Annotated in this window: 17 protein-coding genes and 1 pseudogene; 9 read left to right on the top strand and 9 right to left on the bottom strand. The window is 68.0% G+C overall.

Annotation, left to right across the window (positions count from 1 at the left end; all coding sequences use genetic code 11):
* Nucleotides 1-137 precede the first annotated feature (137 nt).
* Nucleotides 138-1,031 (top strand): alpha/beta fold hydrolase, encoded by an 894-nt coding sequence (locus AC1MED_RS16410; RefSeq protein WP_479784388.1) that lies wholly within the window; start codon nucleotides 138-140, stop codon nucleotides 1,029-1,031.
* On the opposite strand, the gene AC1MED_RS16415 is transcribed toward AC1MED_RS16410, so the two are convergent.
* From AC1MED_RS16415 to AC1MED_RS16445, 7 genes are all read right to left on the bottom strand, one after another.
* Nucleotides 1,028-1,555 (bottom strand): hypothetical protein, encoded by a 528-nt coding sequence (locus AC1MED_RS16415; RefSeq protein ID WP_479784390.1) that lies wholly within the window; start codon nucleotides 1,553-1,555, stop codon nucleotides 1,028-1,030. The genes AC1MED_RS16410 and AC1MED_RS16415 overlap by 4 nt on opposite strands.
* Nucleotides 1,556-2,041: 486 nt before the next feature.
* A complete protein-coding gene (locus AC1MED_RS16420; protein ID WP_479784392.1) occupies nucleotides 2,042-3,094 on the bottom strand; it encodes a hypothetical protein in 1,053 nt (350 codons plus the stop codon).
* Between the two features lie 37 nt (nucleotides 3,095-3,131).
* Complete coding sequence (locus tag AC1MED_RS16425; protein ID WP_479784393.1) at nucleotides 3,132-3,989, bottom strand: phosphatidylinositol-specific phospholipase C/glycerophosphodiester phosphodiesterase family protein; 858 nt, start codon at nucleotides 3,987-3,989, stop codon at nucleotides 3,132-3,134.
* A 182-nt stretch (nucleotides 3,990-4,171) separates the two neighbouring features.
* Nucleotides 4,172-5,047: an aminoglycoside phosphotransferase family protein gene (locus AC1MED_RS16430; RefSeq protein WP_479784395.1), complete on the bottom strand. Its 876-nt coding sequence runs from the start codon at nucleotides 5,045-5,047 to the stop codon at nucleotides 4,172-4,174.
* Nucleotides 5,048-5,094: 47 nt separating this feature from the next.
* A complete protein-coding gene (locus AC1MED_RS16435; RefSeq protein WP_479784397.1) occupies nucleotides 5,095-5,574 on the bottom strand; it encodes an N-acetyltransferase family protein in 480 nt (159 codons plus the stop codon).
* A gap of 23 nt (nucleotides 5,575-5,597) precedes the next feature.
* Nucleotides 5,598-7,601: a vWA domain-containing protein gene (locus tag AC1MED_RS16440; RefSeq protein ID WP_479784399.1), complete on the bottom strand. Its 2,004-nt coding sequence runs from the start codon at nucleotides 7,599-7,601 to the stop codon at nucleotides 5,598-5,600.
* 25 nt (nucleotides 7,602-7,626) lie between these two features.
* Complete coding sequence (locus AC1MED_RS16445; protein ID WP_479784401.1) at nucleotides 7,627-9,015, bottom strand: sigma 54-interacting transcriptional regulator; 1,389 nt, start codon at nucleotides 9,013-9,015, stop codon at nucleotides 7,627-7,629.
* 92 nt (nucleotides 9,016-9,107) lie between these two features.
* Between AC1MED_RS16445 and AC1MED_RS16450 the strand changes: the two genes are divergently transcribed.
* Together AC1MED_RS16450 and AC1MED_RS16455 are read left to right on the top strand one after the other, a co-directional pair.
* Nucleotides 9,108-9,773 carry an MSMEG_4193 family putative phosphomutase gene (locus AC1MED_RS16450; RefSeq protein ID WP_479784403.1) on the top strand — a complete coding sequence of 222 codons (666 nt, stop codon included), beginning with the start codon at nucleotides 9,108-9,110 and terminating at the stop codon, nucleotides 9,771-9,773.
* Between the two features lie 25 nt (nucleotides 9,774-9,798).
* Nucleotides 9,799-10,500 (top strand): SCO1664 family protein, encoded by a 702-nt coding sequence (locus AC1MED_RS16455; protein WP_479784405.1) that lies wholly within the window; start codon nucleotides 9,799-9,801, stop codon nucleotides 10,498-10,500.
* 12 nt (nucleotides 10,501-10,512) lie between these two features.
* Here AC1MED_RS16455 and AC1MED_RS16460 read toward each other — a convergent pair whose 3' ends face one another.
* Nucleotides 10,513-11,484 carry an Lrp/AsnC family transcriptional regulator gene (locus AC1MED_RS16460; RefSeq protein WP_479784407.1) on the bottom strand — a complete coding sequence of 324 codons (972 nt, stop codon included), beginning with the start codon at nucleotides 11,482-11,484 and terminating at the stop codon, nucleotides 10,513-10,515.
* 288 nt (nucleotides 11,485-11,772) lie between these two features.
* On the opposite strand from AC1MED_RS16460, the gene AC1MED_RS16465 reads away from it, so the two are divergent.
* The 6 genes from AC1MED_RS16465 (at nucleotide 11,773) to AC1MED_RS16490 (ending at nucleotide 18,206) form a co-directional block, all read left to right on the top strand.
* Entirely contained in the window at nucleotides 11,773-12,693 is a 921-nt protein-coding gene (locus tag AC1MED_RS16465) for a polysaccharide deacetylase family protein (RefSeq protein WP_479784409.1), read from the top strand.
* Complete coding sequence (locus tag AC1MED_RS16470) at nucleotides 12,690-14,003, top strand: MFS transporter (RefSeq protein ID WP_479784411.1); 1,314 nt, start codon at nucleotides 12,690-12,692, stop codon at nucleotides 14,001-14,003. The genes AC1MED_RS16465 and AC1MED_RS16470 overlap by 4 nt, the downstream gene beginning before the upstream one ends.
* Nucleotides 14,000-14,812: an SDR family NAD(P)-dependent oxidoreductase gene (locus tag AC1MED_RS16475; protein WP_479784413.1), complete on the top strand. Its 813-nt coding sequence runs from the start codon at nucleotides 14,000-14,002 to the stop codon at nucleotides 14,810-14,812. Before AC1MED_RS16470 ends, AC1MED_RS16475 begins: the two co-directional genes overlap by 4 nt.
* Entirely contained in the window at nucleotides 14,809-15,825 is a 1,017-nt protein-coding gene (locus AC1MED_RS16480; protein WP_479784415.1) for a ketopantoate reductase family protein, read from the top strand. The genes AC1MED_RS16475 and AC1MED_RS16480 overlap by 4 nt, the downstream gene beginning before the upstream one ends.
* The gene (locus AC1MED_RS16485; RefSeq protein ID WP_479784417.1) at nucleotides 15,822-17,021 is read left to right on the top strand and encodes a M20 family metallopeptidase; all 1,200 of its coding nucleotides are present in this window, start codon (nucleotides 15,822-15,824) and stop codon (nucleotides 17,019-17,021) included. The genes AC1MED_RS16480 and AC1MED_RS16485 overlap by 4 nt, the downstream gene beginning before the upstream one ends.
* Nucleotides 17,022-17,132: 111 nt before the next feature.
* Nucleotides 17,133-18,206: an NADH:flavin oxidoreductase/NADH oxidase gene (locus tag AC1MED_RS16490; protein ID WP_479784419.1), complete on the top strand. Its 1,074-nt coding sequence runs from the start codon at nucleotides 17,133-17,135 to the stop codon at nucleotides 18,204-18,206.
* Between the two features lie 87 nt (nucleotides 18,207-18,293).
* Here the strand turns inward: AC1MED_RS16490 and AC1MED_RS16495 are convergent.
* Nucleotides 18,294-18,475 (bottom strand): annotated as a pseudogene (locus AC1MED_RS16495) (hypothetical protein); the annotation flags it as partial.
* Nucleotides 18,476-18,500 lie beyond the last annotated feature (25 nt).

Consider the following 18,500-nt stretch of genomic DNA (forward strand, 5'->3'; position numbering starts at 1 on the left):
TACGAACAACTCTGCCCCGATCCGACAGCAAATGGCAGCCCGCACCGCAGTTTGGCCTACCCAGGCTCGGCCCTGAACCCCACGGCCCGGATGCCGTAGCCTAGGACCCACCCACTCGAAGTGGAAGGACCGGCACTATGAGCTTTACCTCCTCCGGCCGCGCCCAAACCCCCGTCCTGGACATCGGCTACGAGTCCACCGGCGATCCGCGCGGGAAGCCGGTGGTCCTGCTGCACGGATTCCCGTACGACGTCCGGGCCTACGACGACGTCGCCGCGATCCTCACCGGGGAAGGCGCCTTTGTGCTGGCGCCGTACCTCCGCGGCTTCGGCCCGACCCGTTTCCTCGACCCCGCAACGATGCGTTCAGGACAGCAGGCGGCCCTCGCGCAGGATCTGCTCGACTTCCTGGATGCCCTCAGCATCGAGAAGGCCGTCGTTGCCGGCTACGACTGGGGCGGCCGCGCGGCGTGCATCGTGGCGGCGCTGGAACCCGACCGTGTCGCCGGCCTCGTCACCGTCAACGGCTACAACATGCACAACCTGGCCCGGTCCGGCGATCCCGTGAACCCGGAATGGGAGCGGAGCTACTGGTATCAGTACTACTTCCACTCGGAGCGCGGGCGCCGCGGGCTGGAACAGAACCGGGACGAACTGTGCGAACTGCTGTGGCGCACCTGGTCGCCTTCGTGGGCCGGGGCACGCGGGGCGTTTCCCGCCAGCGCCCCGAGCCTGCACAACCCCGACTTTACCGACGTCGTCATCCACTCCTACCGCCACCGTTACGAACTGGTCGACGGCGACCCTCAGTACCAGCGGGTCGAGGACTTGATCGCCCAGGAGCCGAGCATCACCGTTCCCACGGTGGTGCTGGAGAGCGGGGACGACGGCGTCGGCGGCCCGGCGGTGAGCGCCGGCCGGGACCATTTCACCGGCCCCTACAGGGAATTCTTGCTGCCGCGCATTGGACACAACGTCCCGCAGGAGGACCCGGGCGCGTTCGCACAGGCCGTGGTGAGCCTGCTCGATTAGGGCGTATTGACCGGATTCATCGACGAGATCTGCCGTTTGACCTGCTCAAGCTCCTCCTCGAGCCGGTCGACGGTGGCGCGGTACCTTGCGAACTCCGCCGCCAGGCGCCTGGCCATGGCGAAACTGATGCCGGCGGCGAGGACAGCCAGCGGGAACGACGCCAGCATCGCCCAGCCGGACACGGCGAAGAAGTCCAAGGCGATGGGAAGGGCCTGCTTGAAGGCCAGGAACTCGTTCACCCCGCCGACCACGCCGTTCAGGGCGGAGTCCAGAGGTTCCAGGAACTGGCCCACGACCGGCGTCCCGGACAACGACGGCGCGCTCAGCGGCTGCTCTCCCCCGGCCCAGCGCGCATCACCGAAGTGGTTCAGGATGTAGATTCCGGCCCCTGCGTTGAGGGCCGCGAACAGCAGGACGGAGCCTAGCGCGGTCCAATGCAGCCGGCGCGGACGCCAGAGGCCCGCCGCGAGCGCAAAGACGGCAGCCGCAATCCAAGGGAAGATGCGCAGGTTGTCGAGGCTCATGCCGCCCAGTAGATCCAAGGAAAATCCCGCCGCTCACAGTTCGATTCGATGCTTGTTCCGATCGCAAGCGAGCTTATCCCAGTCCCCGGGGGGCCGTGTGCCAGTCTTCCGCCGACCTCTGTCCGGCGAGCAGATGAACCGGCCTGGACGCGAAGACGCTTCGGAGCAGCTGCTCATAGTCCGGTCCCGAAGTGGCGCCGACGATCGCCTTCGCCGACTCCCAAACCGTTCGCTTCGTTCTCGACGTGCGCGCGCAGTGACGCCACCTGCCCGGCTAAGGTGACTGGTCAATCGGCGCCGGGACCGTACCCGTCGAGGTCGGGGGCGGTGCATGGGGCCGGTTCAAGCTGGACGAAAGTCTCCCGTTCTGCAAACGGCATCATCGCGGCAGCAAGCAGGCCCGATCAACCCGCCCGGTGAGTTGAGAAGAAGTCACCTAAGCGGACGACGGCGGGACCGCCCGCCGTCGTCCGCCTGCGTCGGCGCCTATCGGCTGAAGGGGACCCTTTCCCAGGCCAGAACGCCGGCGCCATCGGCGCTGTTGCCGGCGACAGTGAACCTGACGTAGTTGGTGGCGTTGGCGGATCCGTCCACGGTGATGCGCTGCAGGTCGTCGGCGGCGGGCTGGCCGTAGATGTCCAGCCAGGGTGAGCCCTCCGCGAGCGGCCGGTTCTCGGCGAAGACGTGGCTGTCGCCGTTGATGAGGTAAACCGGGGCGTCGAAGCTGTTGGTTTCGTCGATGATGGCCTGCACGATTTCGCGGAAGCCGGACACGGTGTCCGGGTTGGCGGTCGCGGCGGCGAGCTGGGAGGGGTCGAACATGTCGGCCTGGGTCATCAGGACGACGGCGCGGTCGTGGCGGCGTTCGGCGTCAGCGAACGTGTCGTGGATCTGGGCCACGACGGCGTCCGTCCGGTGCTCCACTTCGGCCACCTGCCCGGGAGTGGCGGCGGTTTCGCCGAGGCCGGTCCACGGCTGCAGCGAGTTGTTGCTGCCCTGGATGTTCAGCACGGAAAACGCCACCCGGTTCTGGGTGAAGCGGACATTTTCCGGCAGCCCGAGGTTCGCCTGGGTCTTGACCGGCATGGTGGCGCCCAGGGTTTTGCCGGGCTCGTCGAAGAAGACCTCCCGCAGCTTGTCCAGCCGTTCCAGCGGGTTGTAGGCGCCGTTGTTGGTGCGGTGACAGTCCACCCATTCGTTGTCGCCCGGGGTATAGACCAGCGGGTGCTCAAAGGAGTCGAACTGCGTGCGGATGTTCGCGAAGTACTCGTCCGAGCAGACCGAGGAGCCGTTCTTGATGTCGCCCACGTGGGTGACGAACTTCAGCGCGCTGTCGTTGTTGATGTCCTGGATGCGGGCGGGGAACTTCGCGATTTCGGCCTCGCCGTAGGGGATGTCGCCGATCACGCCGAACGAGAACGCCCGGCCGTTGGAAGTGCTGTCGGCGTTCCTGTCGGCGGCGGTGGCGGGCTGGGATGCAAGGAGGCCGAGCGCCAGGACGGCTGCCGCCGTCGTCGTTGTGATGGTCTTTGAAGGCATGACGGTGTTCCTTTTTTGCGGGGTCGGGGTGCGCGGCTTAGGCCCCGCGGGCGGTCAGGAACTGCTGCAGGGCGGCGAGGTCGTCGGTGTTGATGTGGTCCACGCCGGCGCCGAAGAGTTCGTTCCAGACGGCGTCGCGTGCGGCGCCGGGCATGTCCGGGGTGGCCCAGAAGCGGACGCGGTAGCCGTTGGCGTGTGCGTCGGCCACGTAGGCCCGCAGTTTGGCGCGCTCGGCCTCCGGCATGGGGCCCACGCCCTGCCAGGTGAAGAGTTTGGTCCAGTTGTCGCTGACCAGCGGCATCAGGCCGGCAGGCGTTCCGGAGCTGAGGTCCGCGGAGCGGCCATCGTAGAAGCTGAACCGCGTCTCCTGTGCCTGCATGGTGGCCAGCGGGCGATTTCCGCTGATGACCGCAGTGACCGGGCCGGTCTTGGTGCTGCCGTGGCTGTAGCGGCTCATGATGTCGCGGTGTTTGGCCAGTTCCTGCTCGATCGCGGCGTAGGTGGATTCGCCGTCGCTCTTGATGTCGATCAGAAGCTGCAGGCTGCCGTCCCAGTTCGGGTAGACGCTGTGGCCCTGGCCGCGGGCCAGGTCCTGGAGCGGATCGAGGTAGAGGCTCTCGAGGGTGACGCCGGGCCGGACGTCCTCCCGGTCGTGGGCCACCCGCAGCTCGCCGTCCACCAGCCACACGTCCGCTTCCACGCTGGTGAAGCCATGCTCCAGCGCATCGAACAGGGGGCGGTCCTGCTCGTAGTCGTTGTGCGCGTGCGCCTGGGCGAGCGGCTGGCCGACGACGACGGGAGCTGGCTTGGTCGCCTCTGCCTGCGCAGGGGCCGCTGCTGTCCCGGCCAGGGAGGCAAGGACGGCGACGGCGGCGAGGGTGCTTTTCACGAACACGGATTACTCCTTGAAGGCAGGGCATTCTCCGCCCGGGCACATTGGACGCGCCGGGCAAAAGGGGGTCGTGAAAAGACTGCTGGCCGCGGGAGAACGCCGGAGGGCGTGCTGGTGGCTGGCGGGTGAACTGGGAAGGACCATTGGCGAGCTGGGGCCCGAGGGAGGCCTTTTGGTTCCCGGGGTCAGCCTTCCAGTATCTGCCGGATCCCGAACTCCCCCACGGAGAACATCCGCGGATTGTCGTCGGAGTTGCTCAGCAGGGCGGTGGACAGGATGAGAGCCCAGCCCCGGGCCCGGGTCCAGGTGTCCCCGTCCACTGCGGGGCCAAAGGCGTCCATAAAGCGGTGGCGGGCGCCGGCGTCGAACATCAGCCATCCCACCGCAAGATCGACAGCCGGGTCCCCGGCCCCGACGTCGCCGAAATCGATGACGCCGGCGAGCGAGCCGCCCTCAGTCAGCAGGACATTGCCCGGGTGGAGGTCCCCGTGGAGCATCAGCGGCGGACTGTCCCAGACCTTGGCTGCACAGGTCTGCGCCCACACCGCTCTCAGCGCGGCCGCCTGCGGGTAGCGTTCGCCGTCCCGGAGCCGTTCCACCACCACAGTGTCACGGTCCAGCAGCGGCACGCCGCGGACAGGATTCACCGGCACGCCGGGTTCGGCGGGCACGTGAAGGGCGAGGAGGAAATCCGCTAGGCCTTCAGCGGCCGGCCCGCGGCCTCCGGGGCCGACGTCCGTCGCGGAGGCTCCGGGGACCCACCGCACGATGCTCCACGGCCAGGGAAAGTCCGACGTCGGCCGGCCGGCATGGACGGGGACGGGAACCGCCACCGGGGAGCGGAGGGCTATGTCCGGAAGGTAGCGCTGCTCATGAAGGATCAGCGGCACGGCCTCCGCTCTGCGCGGCAGCCGGACGGCCAGGTCGTCGCCGAGCCGGAAGGTCGCGTTGTCCCAGCCGTTCGCGACCCGCACCAGGGGACGATCGGCGAGGTCGGGCCGCTGGTCCCGGACGAGGCCCTGGACGACGGCGTCATTCACTTCCGTCGTGGCTGGTGGCATTCCCGCCATTCAGAGCTCCGCCTTTCGTGGGTAACGACGGGCCCGTTTCAGAGCTCGCGATAGTAGTAAAGCATTGGGTCTGTCTGGTTGGGTTCGGTGTTGGTGAACCCGCGGGCTTCATAGAAACGGCGTGCATCGGCGTCCTCGCCGTCCACGTTGATCTCAAGGAGTGCGCCGCCCCGGTCGCACACCAAATCAAGGGCCGCGTCCAGGAGTGCGCTGCCCAGGCGGTGACCGCGGAGCTCTGGGCGGACGTAGAGCTCGTCGAGGATCGCGACCGGTCCTCGGTACCAGACGTTGGGCCGGAAACTCAGCACGGCAACCCCGCTCGCTGGCTCGCCGGTCAGCAGGACCACCACGTCGTCCCCCGCCAGGAGTTCCGTCAATCGTGATTCAAGCTCCTGGGTGCCGGGCGTCGGCGTCGAGAATTCAGTGTTGAAATCATGGAGCAACTGGGCAACGACGGCGGCGTCGTTCAGCGTCGCCCGCCGCGGCGTCTGGCCGCCTGCAGAATCGTCGGAAGTCATGGCTTCAACCACATGGTGAGCCCCTATCCGGCCCAGTCCTCGTCGCCGTACGCCCGGCCGCGGAAGTGCGCGCGCAGGTACTCGCCGACGACGGCGGCCCCCAGGTCCCCGGCGTCGGGCGCCACCACCCGGCCGTCGATCCGGCGGGCCATCCGGGCGACGAACCGCTCGAGGCCCGGGTCATTGCCGAGCCGGAAGAACGTCGCCTGCGCGCCGGACCGACCCAGCCGGTCCAGCTCGGCCACGGTCACGCGGATGGTCTCCGGGTCCGGCGGATACGAGAACCACGACTCGCCGTCGGCCTCCAGATGCGCGGTGGGTTCGCCGTCGGTCACCACCAGCAGAACCGGCTGCATCGACGGGTGCTGGCGGAAGAACCGGCCGGCCAGCAGCAGCCCGTGGTGCAGGTTGGTGCCCTGTTCCCGCAGCGCCGGGATGGCCGTGAGTTCGCCGATGTCCATGGTCTGCGCGTAGCGGCCGAAGCTGATCAGCTGCAGCCGGTCGCCGCGGAACTTGGTGGTCACGAGGTGGTGCAGGGCGAGCGCGGTGCGTTTCATCGGCACCCAGCGCCCCTCGGCGGCCATCGAGAAGGACACGTCCACCAGCAGCGCGACGGCCGCCTGGGTGCGCGCCTCGGTCTCCGTGACCTCGATGTCGTCCATGGCCAGCCGCAGCCCGTGCCGCGGGTCGCCGCCGTCGGCGATGGTGCGGCGGATCGCGTTGGTGATGGTCCGGGTGACGTCCCAGGGCTCGGCGTCGCCGAACTCCCACGGGCGGCTGGAGCCGGTCTGCTCCCCCGCCGCCCCCGCGACGCGCGTGTCCCGGCGGCCCTGCCGGCCGGAGAGCTGCTTGGCGGTGTCGCGCAGCAGCGACCGGCCGAGCCGCCGCATGGCCTGCGGGGTGAGCTTCAGGTCGCCGTCGGCGCCGCGCTGCAGGAAACCGCCGTCGTGCATGGCCCGCTCGATCTCCGCCAAAGTGCGGGCCGACACCACCGCGTCCTGCCCCAGCTGGCGGCCCAGCGCCTCCAGGTCCAGGTCATCTAGCCGCGAGCCGTTGTAGGACTGCGAGAGCTGCTCGGCGAGTTCGTCCAGTTCGGCGAGATCCTGCAACACGCCCGTGCCATCGCCAAGCCCCAGCCCCTCCTCACCGTTGAACTGCTCGGAGCCGGACCAGTCCTCGCCCGGGCGCAACGCCTGCAGGTTTGCATCGAGTTGGCCCAGCTGTGCCATAAGCTCCGACGAGCCGAACGCCTGCGCGGAGAGCCGCATTAGTTCTTCGCGCTGCTCGGCGGACATGGACTGCATGAGCCGCTGGGCGGCGGCCGCGCGCTGGGCCAGGGCGTCCACCAGCTCTTCGACGGACTGCGGGTTCTCCGGGAAATACTGGCCGTGCTTGGCCATGAACTCCTGGAAGTCCGCGTCGGTATCCTCGCCGCGCCGGTGTTTGTCGAGGAGATCGTTGAGGTCGGCCAGCATCTCGGCCACGGCGGCGCGGTCCTCCTCGGTGGCGCCTTCGAGCGCCTGCTTCATCCCGGCGAACCGCTGGTCCAGGATCTCGCGGCCCAGCAGGTCCTTGATCTGCTCGTAGGCCTCGCGGGCGGTGCTGGACTGCCAGTCGTAGGAGGCGAGCTCGTTGACCGCTGCCGCCGTGGATTTGGGCAGGTTCTGCAGCTGCATCTCGCGGAACGCGCGATCCGTGTCGTCCATCCGGACGTCGCGGGCCAGCTGTTTGCGCTCTTCGAGCACCGCGGTCTCCAGCAGCTTTTGCACCTCGTTGAGGGTGCCGTCCAGCCGGTGCTGGCCCAAGAGGTCCTTGCGCCGCTGCTGGACGCGGCCGGCGAGGTCGTCCAGGCCTTCCCGGTTCCGGCCGCCGCGGCGCAGGTATTCCTGCAGGGCGTGCCGGGGCGAGTAGCCGGCCATCACGTCCTCGGCGACGGCGTCCAGCGCTTCCGCCAGGTCCACCGGCGGCGCGAGCGGATCGGGCCCGCCCGCGTAGCGGCTGTAGCGGGACCGGTGGTGAGCGGTCATGGGCCCTCCTTAGCCGTAACGGCGCCTAACCGTAAACCGTCGCCTCGTCGTCGGAATCCTTGGAGATCCGCCGGGCGAGGTAGAGGCCTTCCAGCGCAAGTTCGACGGCGGCGGCTCGCTCCCCGTCGTTTTCGGCGCCCAGGCGGTCCCCGATGTCGTCGTAGAGGCTTGATCCGTCGAGCGACGGAAGGTTTTCGAGGAACTCCCGCGCGGTGACCAGTTCACCGGTGGTGACGGTGGTGTGGCCGTCCAGCGCGGCGACGAGGTCGCCCATGTCGAGGCCGTGGAAGTGGGCCCGGACCGCTTCGGCGGTGGCCATCCGCAGCAGATGGTCCAGGATGTCCTGTTCCCGGCCTTCCTCGCCGGATTCGAACTCGATCTTCCCGGCGAGGACCTCCACCGCGGCGTCGAGGTCGATGATCCGGGCGACGGCCTCGTCTTCGCCGCGCACGCTGGCCCTGCGCAGGGCCGCGGCCGCGACGGTTTCGGCGCCGGCGATGGCGAACCGGGCTGACACCCCGGAGGTCTGGTTGATCGCCGGAGACTGCCGCAGCGCCCGGGTGTAGCGGGCCAGGATCTCGAGGATGACGGGCGGGACGCCGGCCACCAGGTGGCCTTCCTGCCGGATGACGGCCACCTCGTCGTCGAGCTCGATCGGGTAGTGGGTGCGGATCTCGGCGCCGAAACGGTCCCTCAGCGGCGTGATGATCCTGCCCCGGTTCGTGTAGTCCTCCGGGTTGGCGGACGCGACCACCAGGACGTCCAGCGGCAGCCGCAGCACGTAGCCGCGGATCTGGATGTCACGTTCCTCCATCACGTTGAGCATGGAGACCTGGATCCGCTCGGCGAGGTCGGGGAGTTCGTTGATGGCGATGATGCCGCGGTTGGAGCGCGGGACCAGGCCGTAGTGGATGGTTTCCGGGTCGCCCAGGCGGCGGCCCTCGGCCACCCGCATCGGGTCGACGTCGCCGATCAGGTCCGCGACGGAGGTGTCCGGCGTCGCGAGCTTCTCGACGTACCGTTCGGAGCGGTGCCGCCACGCCACCCGCAGCCGGTCGCCCTCGGTGAGGGCCAGGGCGCGGGAGTGCTCGGTGAGAGGTTCGTAGGGGTGTTCGTTCAGTTCGGAGTCCTCGATCACCGGCGACCACTCGTCCAGCAGCCCGGCCAGGGTGCGAAGCAGCCGGGTCTTGCCCTGCCCGCGTTCGCCGAGCAGGACGACGTCGTGCCCGGCCAGCAGGGCGCGTTCGAGCTGCGGCAGGACAGTGCGGCTGAAGCCGTACATCCCGGGCCAGGGGTCGCGGCCGGCGGCGAGCGCGGCCAGCAGGTTGTCGCGGATTTCGCGGCGCAGGTCCTTGTGAACGCGGCCGGAGGCTCGCAGTTCACCAACAGTGAAGATTTCGGGGCGATCACTCACTCCTCCACCGTAGACCTGTACCCGGCGGGGAATCGAGGGACTTCTTGAGATTCCTCCGCATCGGGCGCTTGTGCGGCCTAGGCTGGATCTTGATGACCGCAGCTACGCCAGGACCTTCAGCGCCGCCACCGCCGCAGGGCACGCTCCTGCTGCTGGTGCGCCACGGGGAGACGCCGACGACGGGCACCGTCCTTCCGGGCCGGACCCCGGGGCTGCACCTCTCCGACCGGGGCCTTGCCCAGGCCGACCGGGTCGCGGACCGGCTCGCCGGATTGCCCGTGGATGCCTTGTATTCCTCCCCGCTGGAGCGCGCCTGCGAAACGGCGGAGCCGACGGCGGTGCGCACGGGACTGGCAGTGAAGCACGACGACGGGCTTCTTGAGTGCGATTTCGGCGAGTGGACCGGATCCGCGATCGCCGACCTGGCGTCCCTGCCCGAGTGGCAGACCGTGCAGCACAGCCCGTCCGCTTTCCGTTTCCCGGACGGCGAGAGCTTCCCGGAGATGCAGGCCCGGATCGTCGGAGCGATGGAGGCGCTGTGTGCCGCCCACGTCGGAGGCGTGGTTGTGTGCTTCTCCCACGCCGATCCCATCAAGGCCGCCGTCGCCCACGCCCTGGGCACGCCCCTGGATCTGTTCCAGCGCATCGTCATCAGCCCGGGATCGGTATCGGCCATCTCGTTTGTGGAGGGCCAGGATCCCGCCGTGCACATGGTGAATTCGACGGCGGAACCCCTCAGCGGGCTCCGGGCGTCATGACTGTATTTCTGAGGCGGGTGTAACCGTGTCTAGCCGGGAGTTGACGCTTCTCACCGAGGGCAGCATCGAGCTGCTGGGCCTCATCCCGCGCAGCAGCAACCAGACGTTCCTAGTCCAGGTCACCTGCGGCGAGGATCAGGGGTACGCGGTCTACAAGCCGGAGGCGGGCGAACGTCCGCTGTCCGACTTCGACCCCGGGCTCTACAAGCGCGAACGCGCCGCCTACCTGCTCAGCGAAGCGCTGGGGTGGGGCTTCGTCCCGCCCACGGTCATCCGGGAAGAAGCGCCATTGGGTGTCGGGTCGCTGCAGTGGTTCATCGAGTGCGACTTCCAAGAGCACTACTTCACCCTGTTCGAGGACGCCCCCGAGACCCACCGCGAGCTGGCGCGGATCGCCTTGTTCGACTACGTCGCCAACAACACCGACCGCAAAAGCGGCCACGTGCTACGCGGTGACGACGGGCGGATCTGGGGCATCGACCATGGACTGTGTTTTTCGGCAGCGTTCAAACTGCGCACTGTGATCTGGGACTTCGCCGGCGACCCCATCCCCGCGGCGCTGCTGGCCGACATCGCCCCGCTGGCTGGGGCCGTCCCTCCCGAACTGGCCGAGCTGCTCTACGACGACGAGGTCACCGCCCTGCAGCACCGCGTCCAGCGGATGCTGGTCGCAGGCGTGCTGCCGGTTGACCGCACGGGCATGCGTTACCCGTGGCCGCTGGTGTGAAGGGCATCGCCCCTACCGTCTGAGCAGCCCCTCGACCTGGTCGCCGATGAACGGGCCATTTCGGTCCATCCAGTAGCGCCGCGTGACGTTGATGGCCACCCGGGTGTCCATCGACTGGATGCCCGGAAGCGCGCCGATGTCATTGGTGATGAAGTCGGCCAGGCTCCCGGGATCCCGGAAGACGCCATGGAACACCACGGGCGCCTGGCCGGTCACCATCGTGACCATACGGGCCGACTCGTGGCCGCCAAGCTGGTCCAGCACGTGCGAAATCGACTTCGGCTTGACCTGCAGCGAGACGACAGCTGTGAGGGGGAACCCCACGGCTGCGGGCTCCACTTCCACGCGCGGTGAAATCGCCCCGGTGCCCAGGAGCATCTGGATGGCGCGGTAGGCCGAGGAACTGCTCACGTTCAGTGTCCGTGCCACCTCGGCGGCGGAAGCCCTGGCGTTGCGCCCGAGCTCGCACATTGTGCCGAATTCCAGGTCAGAGAGTTCATCAATGGAACTCAGGGCCGGCAGGTTGACGGGAACCACGTGCACAGCCAGAGCGTCGTTCTGGTCCGCCGTGAGGCGCTGGATCCGCCAGCTCTGGCCCACGCGCCGCGAGTCAAGGATCAGCCGACTCTCCACCGACCTGATTCCGGGCAGTGAGGGGATCTGGTTGCTGAGCAGATCGTTCATGTCCGTTCCCAGCAGGGGGAAAACATCGGCGTAGATATCGCCGGTGCCGGAGGTGGTGATGACGAACTGAACTTCAGGGAACGTCTTGAGCTGCTCCGCCACCTTGGCCGACCGCCCCGGCTCGCAGCAGATCCACAGCTGCTGCGGGTTGCCTGAGAGGATCAGCGGCCACGCGTACCGGCCAATCACCTTCATCAGCCGCTCGCTCTGCAGCCGGTTGAGCCGGCGGGTGATGGTGCTGGTCGGCACACCCAATATCTCGGCCAGCGCATTGGCCGGGACCCTGGGGGCGATCTGCAAGGCCGCAATGATGTCCAGGTCCGTCTCGTCGATGAGTGAAATGGTGGCCTCCGTCGGTCCGTGATTGTGCCGCTGTGTTGACTCAAGACTACCGGCGAACTGCGGGTTTGAAAGATGAAAAAACCATTTGATTTAACTTTTTTGAATGATTTTTCCATCATCTCTTGTTCAAGGGCACGATCTACCCTACGTTTGTAACTTGAGAGCTGGATCACTCTCAGCTGACGCCGACCCCCAAGCCGTGGTCCCCGTCGATCCTCCGCATCGCGAAGAACCAAAGGAGCGCTTGTGAACAACGTCCAGTCGTGGCAATGGCCGGAAACGGAGTGGCGGGGGCACGTCAACCGCGTCCGTGCCGGACAGTCCCTCATTCATCCCGATCCGGCCCAGCGCTGGAAGGGCGGCGCCAGGGCCGCGGTCCTGCTGTCCTTCGACTCGGACCACGAGACGCCCTCGCTGCGCGACGGCGAAACGTCGCCGGGGCGGATGGCACAGGGAGAGTACGGCGCCCGGGCCGGGGTGCCCCGCATCCTGGAGCTACTCCGCCGCTACGAGTCACCGGCGTCGTTCTACATCCCGGCCGTCTGCGCGCTACTGCGTCCGGACGAAGTCCCCACCTACGTTGAGCAGGGCCATGAGGTGGCCGTGCATGGCTGGATCCACGAGCGGAACACCCTGCTGACTTATGAGCAGGAACTGGACCTGCTGGGACGTGCCACAGACGTACTGCACCAGCAGGCAGGCATCCGGCCGGTGGGCATCCGGACGCCGTCGTGGGACTTTTCCGACTCCACCCTCGATGTCATCCGGGAACTGGGATTCATTTACGACTCCTCCCTGATGGCCGACGACGAGCCCTACGAGATCCTCGCCGACGGCGCCCCCACGGGCATCATCGAGGTCCCGGTGGAGTGGATCCGGGACGACGCGCCGTACCTGATGATGGACCGCTTCACGGGGTTGCGGCCCTATATGCCGCCCCGCGATCTCCTGCAGATCTGGAAGGACGAGTTCGACGCCGCGTACGCGGAAGGCGGCGTCTTCCAGCTCACCATGCATCCCCACATCATCGGGCACCGGTCCCGGCTGATGATCCTGGCAGAACTTATGGACCACATCCGATCGCACAACGATGTGTGGATCACCACCCACGCCGACCTGGCAGCCCACGTTGCCTCCCGGCTCACCACAAGGACGACCATCTCATGACACAACAGCTGACTGTGGACGAGGTCCACGCAACCAAACTCTCACCCCAGGGCCGCAAGGCAATCGTCGCCGGCAGCATCGGCAACGCCGTCGAATGGGTGGACTGGGCCGTTTATACGACCTTCTCGTCCGTGTTCGCCCACCACTTCTTCCCCAAGGGCGACCCCATCGCGGCGCTTCTGGCCACTCTCGCCATCTTTGCCGTCGGGTTCGTTATGCGGCCCGTCGGGGCCGCCATCATGGGCGCCTACGCTGACCGCCACGGACGGAAGAAGGGCCTGGTTCTCACCATCGGCCTGATGGCCGGGGCCACCGCCCTGATCGGCATCGCCCCCACCTACGACACTGTGGGCATCCTGTCGCCGATCATCCTGGTGATTGCCCGGATGGTCCAGGGCTTTGCCGCCGGAGGCGAGTTCGGTTCCTCCTCGGCCTTCTTGGTCGAGTCCGCCGCGCCGCGCCGCCGCGCCTTCGCCGGCTCCTGGCAGCAGGTGTCAGTGGGCGCCGGCGTCCTGCTCGCCTCCGGCATGGGCGCGATCATCACCAGCACCCTGTCCAAGGACGCGTTGGACAACTGGGGCTGGCGACTGGCCTTCATCGTGGCCGCGCTCCTGGGCCTGGTAGGCCTGTGGCTGCGGTCGTCCGTGGAGGAGACCGAATCGTTCGTCAACTCCAAGAGCCGCGCCGAAGCGTCCGGCGAAACGCGCCGCAACTCCGTCTTTACCATGTTCGTCAAGCACCCCAAAGCCACCCTGCGCGTCTTCGGCGTGACCATCGCCGGGACGTTGCTGTACTACATGTGGGTTTCCTACATGCCCACCTACGCGGCCGTCTCCACCGGCATCCCGCTGAGCCAGGCGCTCCTCGCGAACTTCATCGCCGTCGGCCTGTTCCTAGTCCTGCTCCCCTTCGCCGGCCTGCTGTCTGACAAGATCGGCCGCAAACCCACCATGACGGCCTTCGCCGCCGGGTTCCTGCTCTTTTCCTGGCCTGCCTTCGCCCTGCTCAACGGCAACTTCTGGATGCTGCTGCTCATCGAGGTCATTGGCATCATCCTGCTCCTGGGCTATTCCGCCAACTGCGCCGTCATCATGGCCGAGCAGTTCCCCGCCGAGGTCCGCGCCACCGGCATTGGCCTGCCCTACGCCCTCGCGGTGGCAATTTTCGGAGGCACCGCCCCGTACATCACCACCTGGATGAACACCAGCGGCTACGGCGGGTTCGTCTGGCTCTACTGCGCAGTGGCCGCAGCGATCGGCGTCGTTGTGTACCTGACCATGCCCGAGACCAAGGGCAAGGCCCTCGATTGAGCCGGCACGCACTTATAACAGGGGCAGGCAGCGGCATCGGCCGCCAGGTGGCCAACCGGTTCGCGGGACTTGGCTTCCGGCTCACGCTGGTGGACATCAATACAGAGGCCCTGGCCGCCGTCGCCGAGGAGTGCCGGGCGGCCGGCGCGGAGGACGCGCAGGTCCTGGCTGCGGACCTCGCAACCCCCGCCGCGCCGGAGGACATGGTTGCCCGCGCTTGGACGGACGCTCCGGTGGACGTGCTGGTCAACTCGGCCGGAATCTATCCGGCCACCCCCTTCCTCTCCCTGGACGCCGCCGCCTGGGACGCGGTGCAGAACCTCAACACCCGCGCTCCCCTGCTGGCCACCGTTGCCCTCGCGCAGCGGGCCATCGAGGCAGGACGGGGGGCAAGCGTTATCAACATCTCCTCCGGCGCGGCCCTGCGTGCCCGTCCCGGCGCCGCGCCCTACTCCACGTCCAAAGCCGCACTTGAAATGGTCACGCGGGCCTCGGCCCTGGAACTGGGGCCGCACGGCATCCGTGTCAACGCCGTCGCCCCCGGCTTCGTGACCGTCAACAGCGACGCCAACCCGGTGACGGAGGAATACGCCGCCGCCGTGTCCGGCAACCCGCTGGGGCGCCGCGGCGAACCCGACGACATTGCCCGCGCCGTCGTATGGCTGGCCGGCCCCGAGGCGGAATGGATCACCGGCGAGACCCTGCGCGTCGACGGCGGTTCCTCCGCCGGCGCCATGAACCTGCCGCTTCACTGGCCGGCCAACGCGGTGGCGGGCCCCGGCGGCAACAACACGAAAGTATCTCAATGACGGAAAACCCATACACAGTAGTCGGCGCCGGAGCGATCGGCGGCACCTTGGCCGCCCACCTCCACGCGCAGGGCGTCCCGGTCCAGCTGGTCGACGCCGATCCACTCCACGTCGCGGCCATCCGCGAGAACGGGCTGCAGATCAAGAGCCCGTCGGGGGTCCTGGCCGCGGACGTTCCCTGCTACGGCCTGGACGACGCCCCCGCCACCCTGGAGCGGGTCCTGTTGGCGGTCAAAGCCCAGGCCACCGACAGCGCGACGGCCTGGATAGCGCCAAGGCTCAGCAGCGGCGGCTACGTGGCCTCCCTTCAGAACGGCCTCAATGAGGCCACCATCGCCCGGCATGTCGGGGCCGAGCGGACCGTCATCGCCTTTGTCGACCTCTTCGCCGACGTCCTGGAACCCGGTGTCATCAACGACGGCGGCATCGGCGCCATGGCGCTAGGCGAGTACGCCGGCGGCACCAGCGACCGGGTGCGGCAGCTGGCCCACGACCTGCGCCATTGGGGCACTCCGGCGGTCACAGACAACGTCGCCGGTTACCTCTGGTCCAAACTGGGGTTCGGGGCCATGCTGACTGCCACGGCACTGGCCGACGCCGACATGAGCGAGCTGATCGACCGGCACCGGCCCGCGATGAACGAACTCGCCGCGGAGGTTTTCGATGTGGCCGCGGCCGAAGGCATCACGCTGGAAGGGTTCGACGCGTTCGATCCTTCCTGCTACACCCGCGGCGCCGACGCGGCCCGGAACTCCGGGGCCACGGACGACCTCGTCAAATGGCTCTCCACCCAGACCAAGACGCGCTCCGGCATCTGGCGCGACATCGCGGTGCGGAAACGTCCCACCGAGGTGCCCACCCAGTACCGCCCGGTCCTGGAACTGGCCGCCAAACACCAGCTGGAGGTGGCCCTCATTGAGGAGTTGGTGTCGATGATCACGCAGCTTGAAACGGGTGCCATCACCATGGACGAAGAACACCTCACCGCCCTTGACCGGAAGGCCACCCGATGACCGCGATCGAGGAACTGCCGGCCTGGGTGGCCGGACAACGCGCCGACCTCCTCGAGGACCTGACGGGCTACGTCTCCCGGGAAACCCCCTCCGATGACAAGGCGCTGCTCAAGTCGGGCCTGGCCTGGGTGGAGGAGTGGATAGCCGGCCGCATCGGCACGCCCGCCGCCCGCCGCCACGTCGACGGCGGGAGCTGGGGCGACACCGTGGTGCTCGACTATCCCTCGGACGACGGCGGCGACGGCTGGATCACGGCCCTCTGCCACTACGACACCGTCTGGTCGGCCGGGACCCTCCGAGACTGGCCGGCAACCGTGGACGGGGACCGGTTTACCGGACCCGGTGCATTCGACATGAAAGCCGGGCTGGTGCAGCTGGTGTGGGCCCTGCGCGCCGGGGCCGAGCTCGGCCTGCCCCGCCCCAACGTCCGGCTGGTCCTCAACGGCGACGAGGAGGTAGGCAGCCCGGCGTCGCGGTCCGTCATCGAGCAAGAAGCCGCGCGGGGCAGTGCGGTCCTGGTGTTCGAGGCCAGCGCCGCGGGCGCGTTGAAGACGGCCCGGAAGGGCGTGGGAATCTTCCGGGTTACCGCCACCGGCAAGGAAGCCCACGCCGGGCTGGATCCCGAAGTCGGCGCCAGCGCCATCGACGAAATTGCGCACGTGATCGTGCAGCTGCACGCCGAAACGGACCTGGCCAAGGGAACCACCGTTAATGTCGGGCTGGTGGGCGGGGGCACACGGACCAACGTCAAGGCCGGGTTCGCTACCGCCGACCTCGATGTCCGGGTGACCTCCGAGGCCGAGGTCGGGCGGATCAACGCCGTCCTGGACAGCCTCACGGCCCGCAGCCCGGAGGCCTCCGTGGAGGTCTCCGGCGGCTGGAACCGTCCAGTGATGCCCCGCTCGGCCGATACCGGGCGGCTCTTCGCAGAGGCCGAGCAGGTGGCGGCCCAGCTGGGCTTCGAGCTGGCGGAAACCTCCGTCGGCGGCGCCAGCGACGGCAACTTCGCTGCAGCCCTGGGTCTTCCCGTCCTGGACGGGCTCGGCGCAGTCGGCGACGGGGCGCACGCCCGGCACGAATGGATCAGCATCGACGGCATGCTCGAGCGGACCAGCCTCGCCGCGGGACTGCTGGCTGCCTTAGCAGAGGTCCCGGAGGGGGCCGTCAGCGCTGTCGTTGGGGCGGCCGCAGGCTAAGAAGTCCGACGGCGGGGGCGGATTGGCAGTTCCGCTGCCCGCCGTCGTCGTGCATCACCACAGGACCGACAACACCGTTGGCCCGGACGCTTGATTCGAAGAAGGATTGGAATGGATCGCGGAACATTCACAGAGCCGTTGCAGCTGCGCGGGGTCGAAATCGCCAACCGGGTCTGGATGTCCCCGATGTGCCAATACTCGGCCGGCCATGACGGAGTACCGACTGGCTGGCACCGCGTGCACTACGGTTCCCGGGCAGTAGGCGGAGCGGGAATGATCATGGTGGAGTCAACCGCCGTCGGCCCCCGGCACCGGACGACGGCCCACGACCTCGGTATCTGGAATGCCGGGCAGGTCGAGGGGCACAGGATGCTTGCCGCGCAGATCAAGGAGCTCGGGTCCGTCGCCGCGATACAGCTCAACAGCGCGGGCCGGAAGAGCTCACACCGGCAGCCCTGGGTTCAGAGCGGACAGAACAGCGCGGTCCCGGTCCAGGACGGGGGCTGGGTGCCATTGGCTCCCTCAGCCAGGGCATTCGGCAAGCTGACCGTGCCCACTGAAATGACCGCCTGGGAAATCGATGACGTGGTGGGCGAGTTCGTTGCGGCCACGAGCAACGCCCATAAAGCCGGGTATGACGTGGTGGAAATCCACGCCGCACACGGGTACCTGCTCCACCAGTTCCTGTCCCCGGTTACGAACCACCGCCAGGACGGGCACGGCGGATCGCTGGAAAACCGGATGCGGTTCCCATTGCAGGTCGCCAAGGCCGTCCGTGATGCCTTCCCGCCAGAGAAACCCGTATTTGTCCGGATAACCGCTACGGACTGGATCGACGGCGGCATCACCCTGGAGGAGGCGAAAGTGTTTGCTCAACGCCTGGGCAGTTTGGGGATCGACCTGCTGGATGTGACATCTGGGGCCCTAGCTGTGGACGCCCCGCCGCCAAACAGGCAGGGCCTGAACCTGGACTTCGCGGAGTCGCTGAAGGAAGCCGCCGGAACCGCGGTAGCACCGGTAGGCCAAATGGCGGACCCGGACCTGCTGCGAAACGTCTTCGCGTCGTCCAGCGTCGACGCCGTGATCGTCGGAAGGGCGCTGCTGCGCGACCCCTACTATGCGCTGCGGCTGGCCGGCGGCCAACCGCAGGAATACTGGCCAAGTCAGTACCACCGCGCTCTGTAGCGGGGCCATGCAACGCGCACGCCAAACAGACCGACAAAGCGCTGAACACCCACGTCATGCCTTCGCGGCCTCCAGGATCTCCGTTTAGGAAGCATCCGGCTGGCCGTATGCGAAGTTGTCCGGATGGTCCCGCCGAACAGCCAGGTGTCCTGCAGCACCATGCCCATCCGCGAGCGCAGCTCGTGACGGGACATCAGCGCCACGTCCACGCCGTCCAGCGTGATCCGCCCGGCGTCGAGCTCGTAGAAGCGCATCATCAGGTTCACCAGCCCTGGACTCTAGGCCCAAACTCGC

It is taken from the genome of Arthrobacter sp. BI5, assembly GCF_056680065.1.

What these genes read in the sequence shown, in the direction of transcription:
- AC1MED_RS16410 (WP_479784388.1), top strand. Translation starts at nt 138, where the DNA reads ATGAGCTTTACCTCCTCCGGCCGCGCCCAAACCCCCGTCCTGGACATC.
- AC1MED_RS16485 (WP_479784417.1), top strand. Translation starts at nt 15,822, where the DNA reads ATGACCGCGATCGAGGAACTGCCGGCCTGGGTGGCCGGACAACGCGCC.
- AC1MED_RS16470 (WP_479784411.1), top strand. Translation starts at nt 12,690, where the DNA reads ATGACACAACAGCTGACTGTGGACGAGGTCCACGCAACCAAACTCTCA.
- AC1MED_RS16430 (WP_479784395.1), bottom strand. Translation starts at nt 5,047, where the DNA reads ATGCCACCAGCCACGACGGAAGTGAATGACGCCGTCGTCCAGGGCCTC.
- AC1MED_RS16450 (WP_479784403.1), top strand. Translation starts at nt 9,108, where the DNA reads ATGACCGCAGCTACGCCAGGACCTTCAGCGCCGCCACCGCCGCAGGGC.
- AC1MED_RS16480 (WP_479784415.1), top strand. Translation starts at nt 14,809, where the DNA reads ATGACGGAAAACCCATACACAGTAGTCGGCGCCGGAGCGATCGGCGGC.
- AC1MED_RS16420 (WP_479784392.1), bottom strand. Translation starts at nt 3,094, where the DNA reads ATGCCTTCAAAGACCATCACAACGACGACGGCGGCAGCCGTCCTGGCG.
- AC1MED_RS16415 (WP_479784390.1), bottom strand. Translation starts at nt 1,555, where the DNA reads ATGAGCCTCGACAACCTGCGCATCTTCCCTTGGATTGCGGCTGCCGTC.
- AC1MED_RS16435 (WP_479784397.1), bottom strand. Translation starts at nt 5,574, where the DNA reads ATGACTTCCGACGATTCTGCAGGCGGCCAGACGCCGCGGCGGGCGACG.
- AC1MED_RS16490 (WP_479784419.1), top strand. Translation starts at nt 17,133, where the DNA reads ATGGATCGCGGAACATTCACAGAGCCGTTGCAGCTGCGCGGGGTCGAA.
- AC1MED_RS16440 (WP_479784399.1), bottom strand. Translation starts at nt 7,601, where the DNA reads ATGACCGCTCACCACCGGTCCCGCTACAGCCGCTACGCGGGCGGGCCC.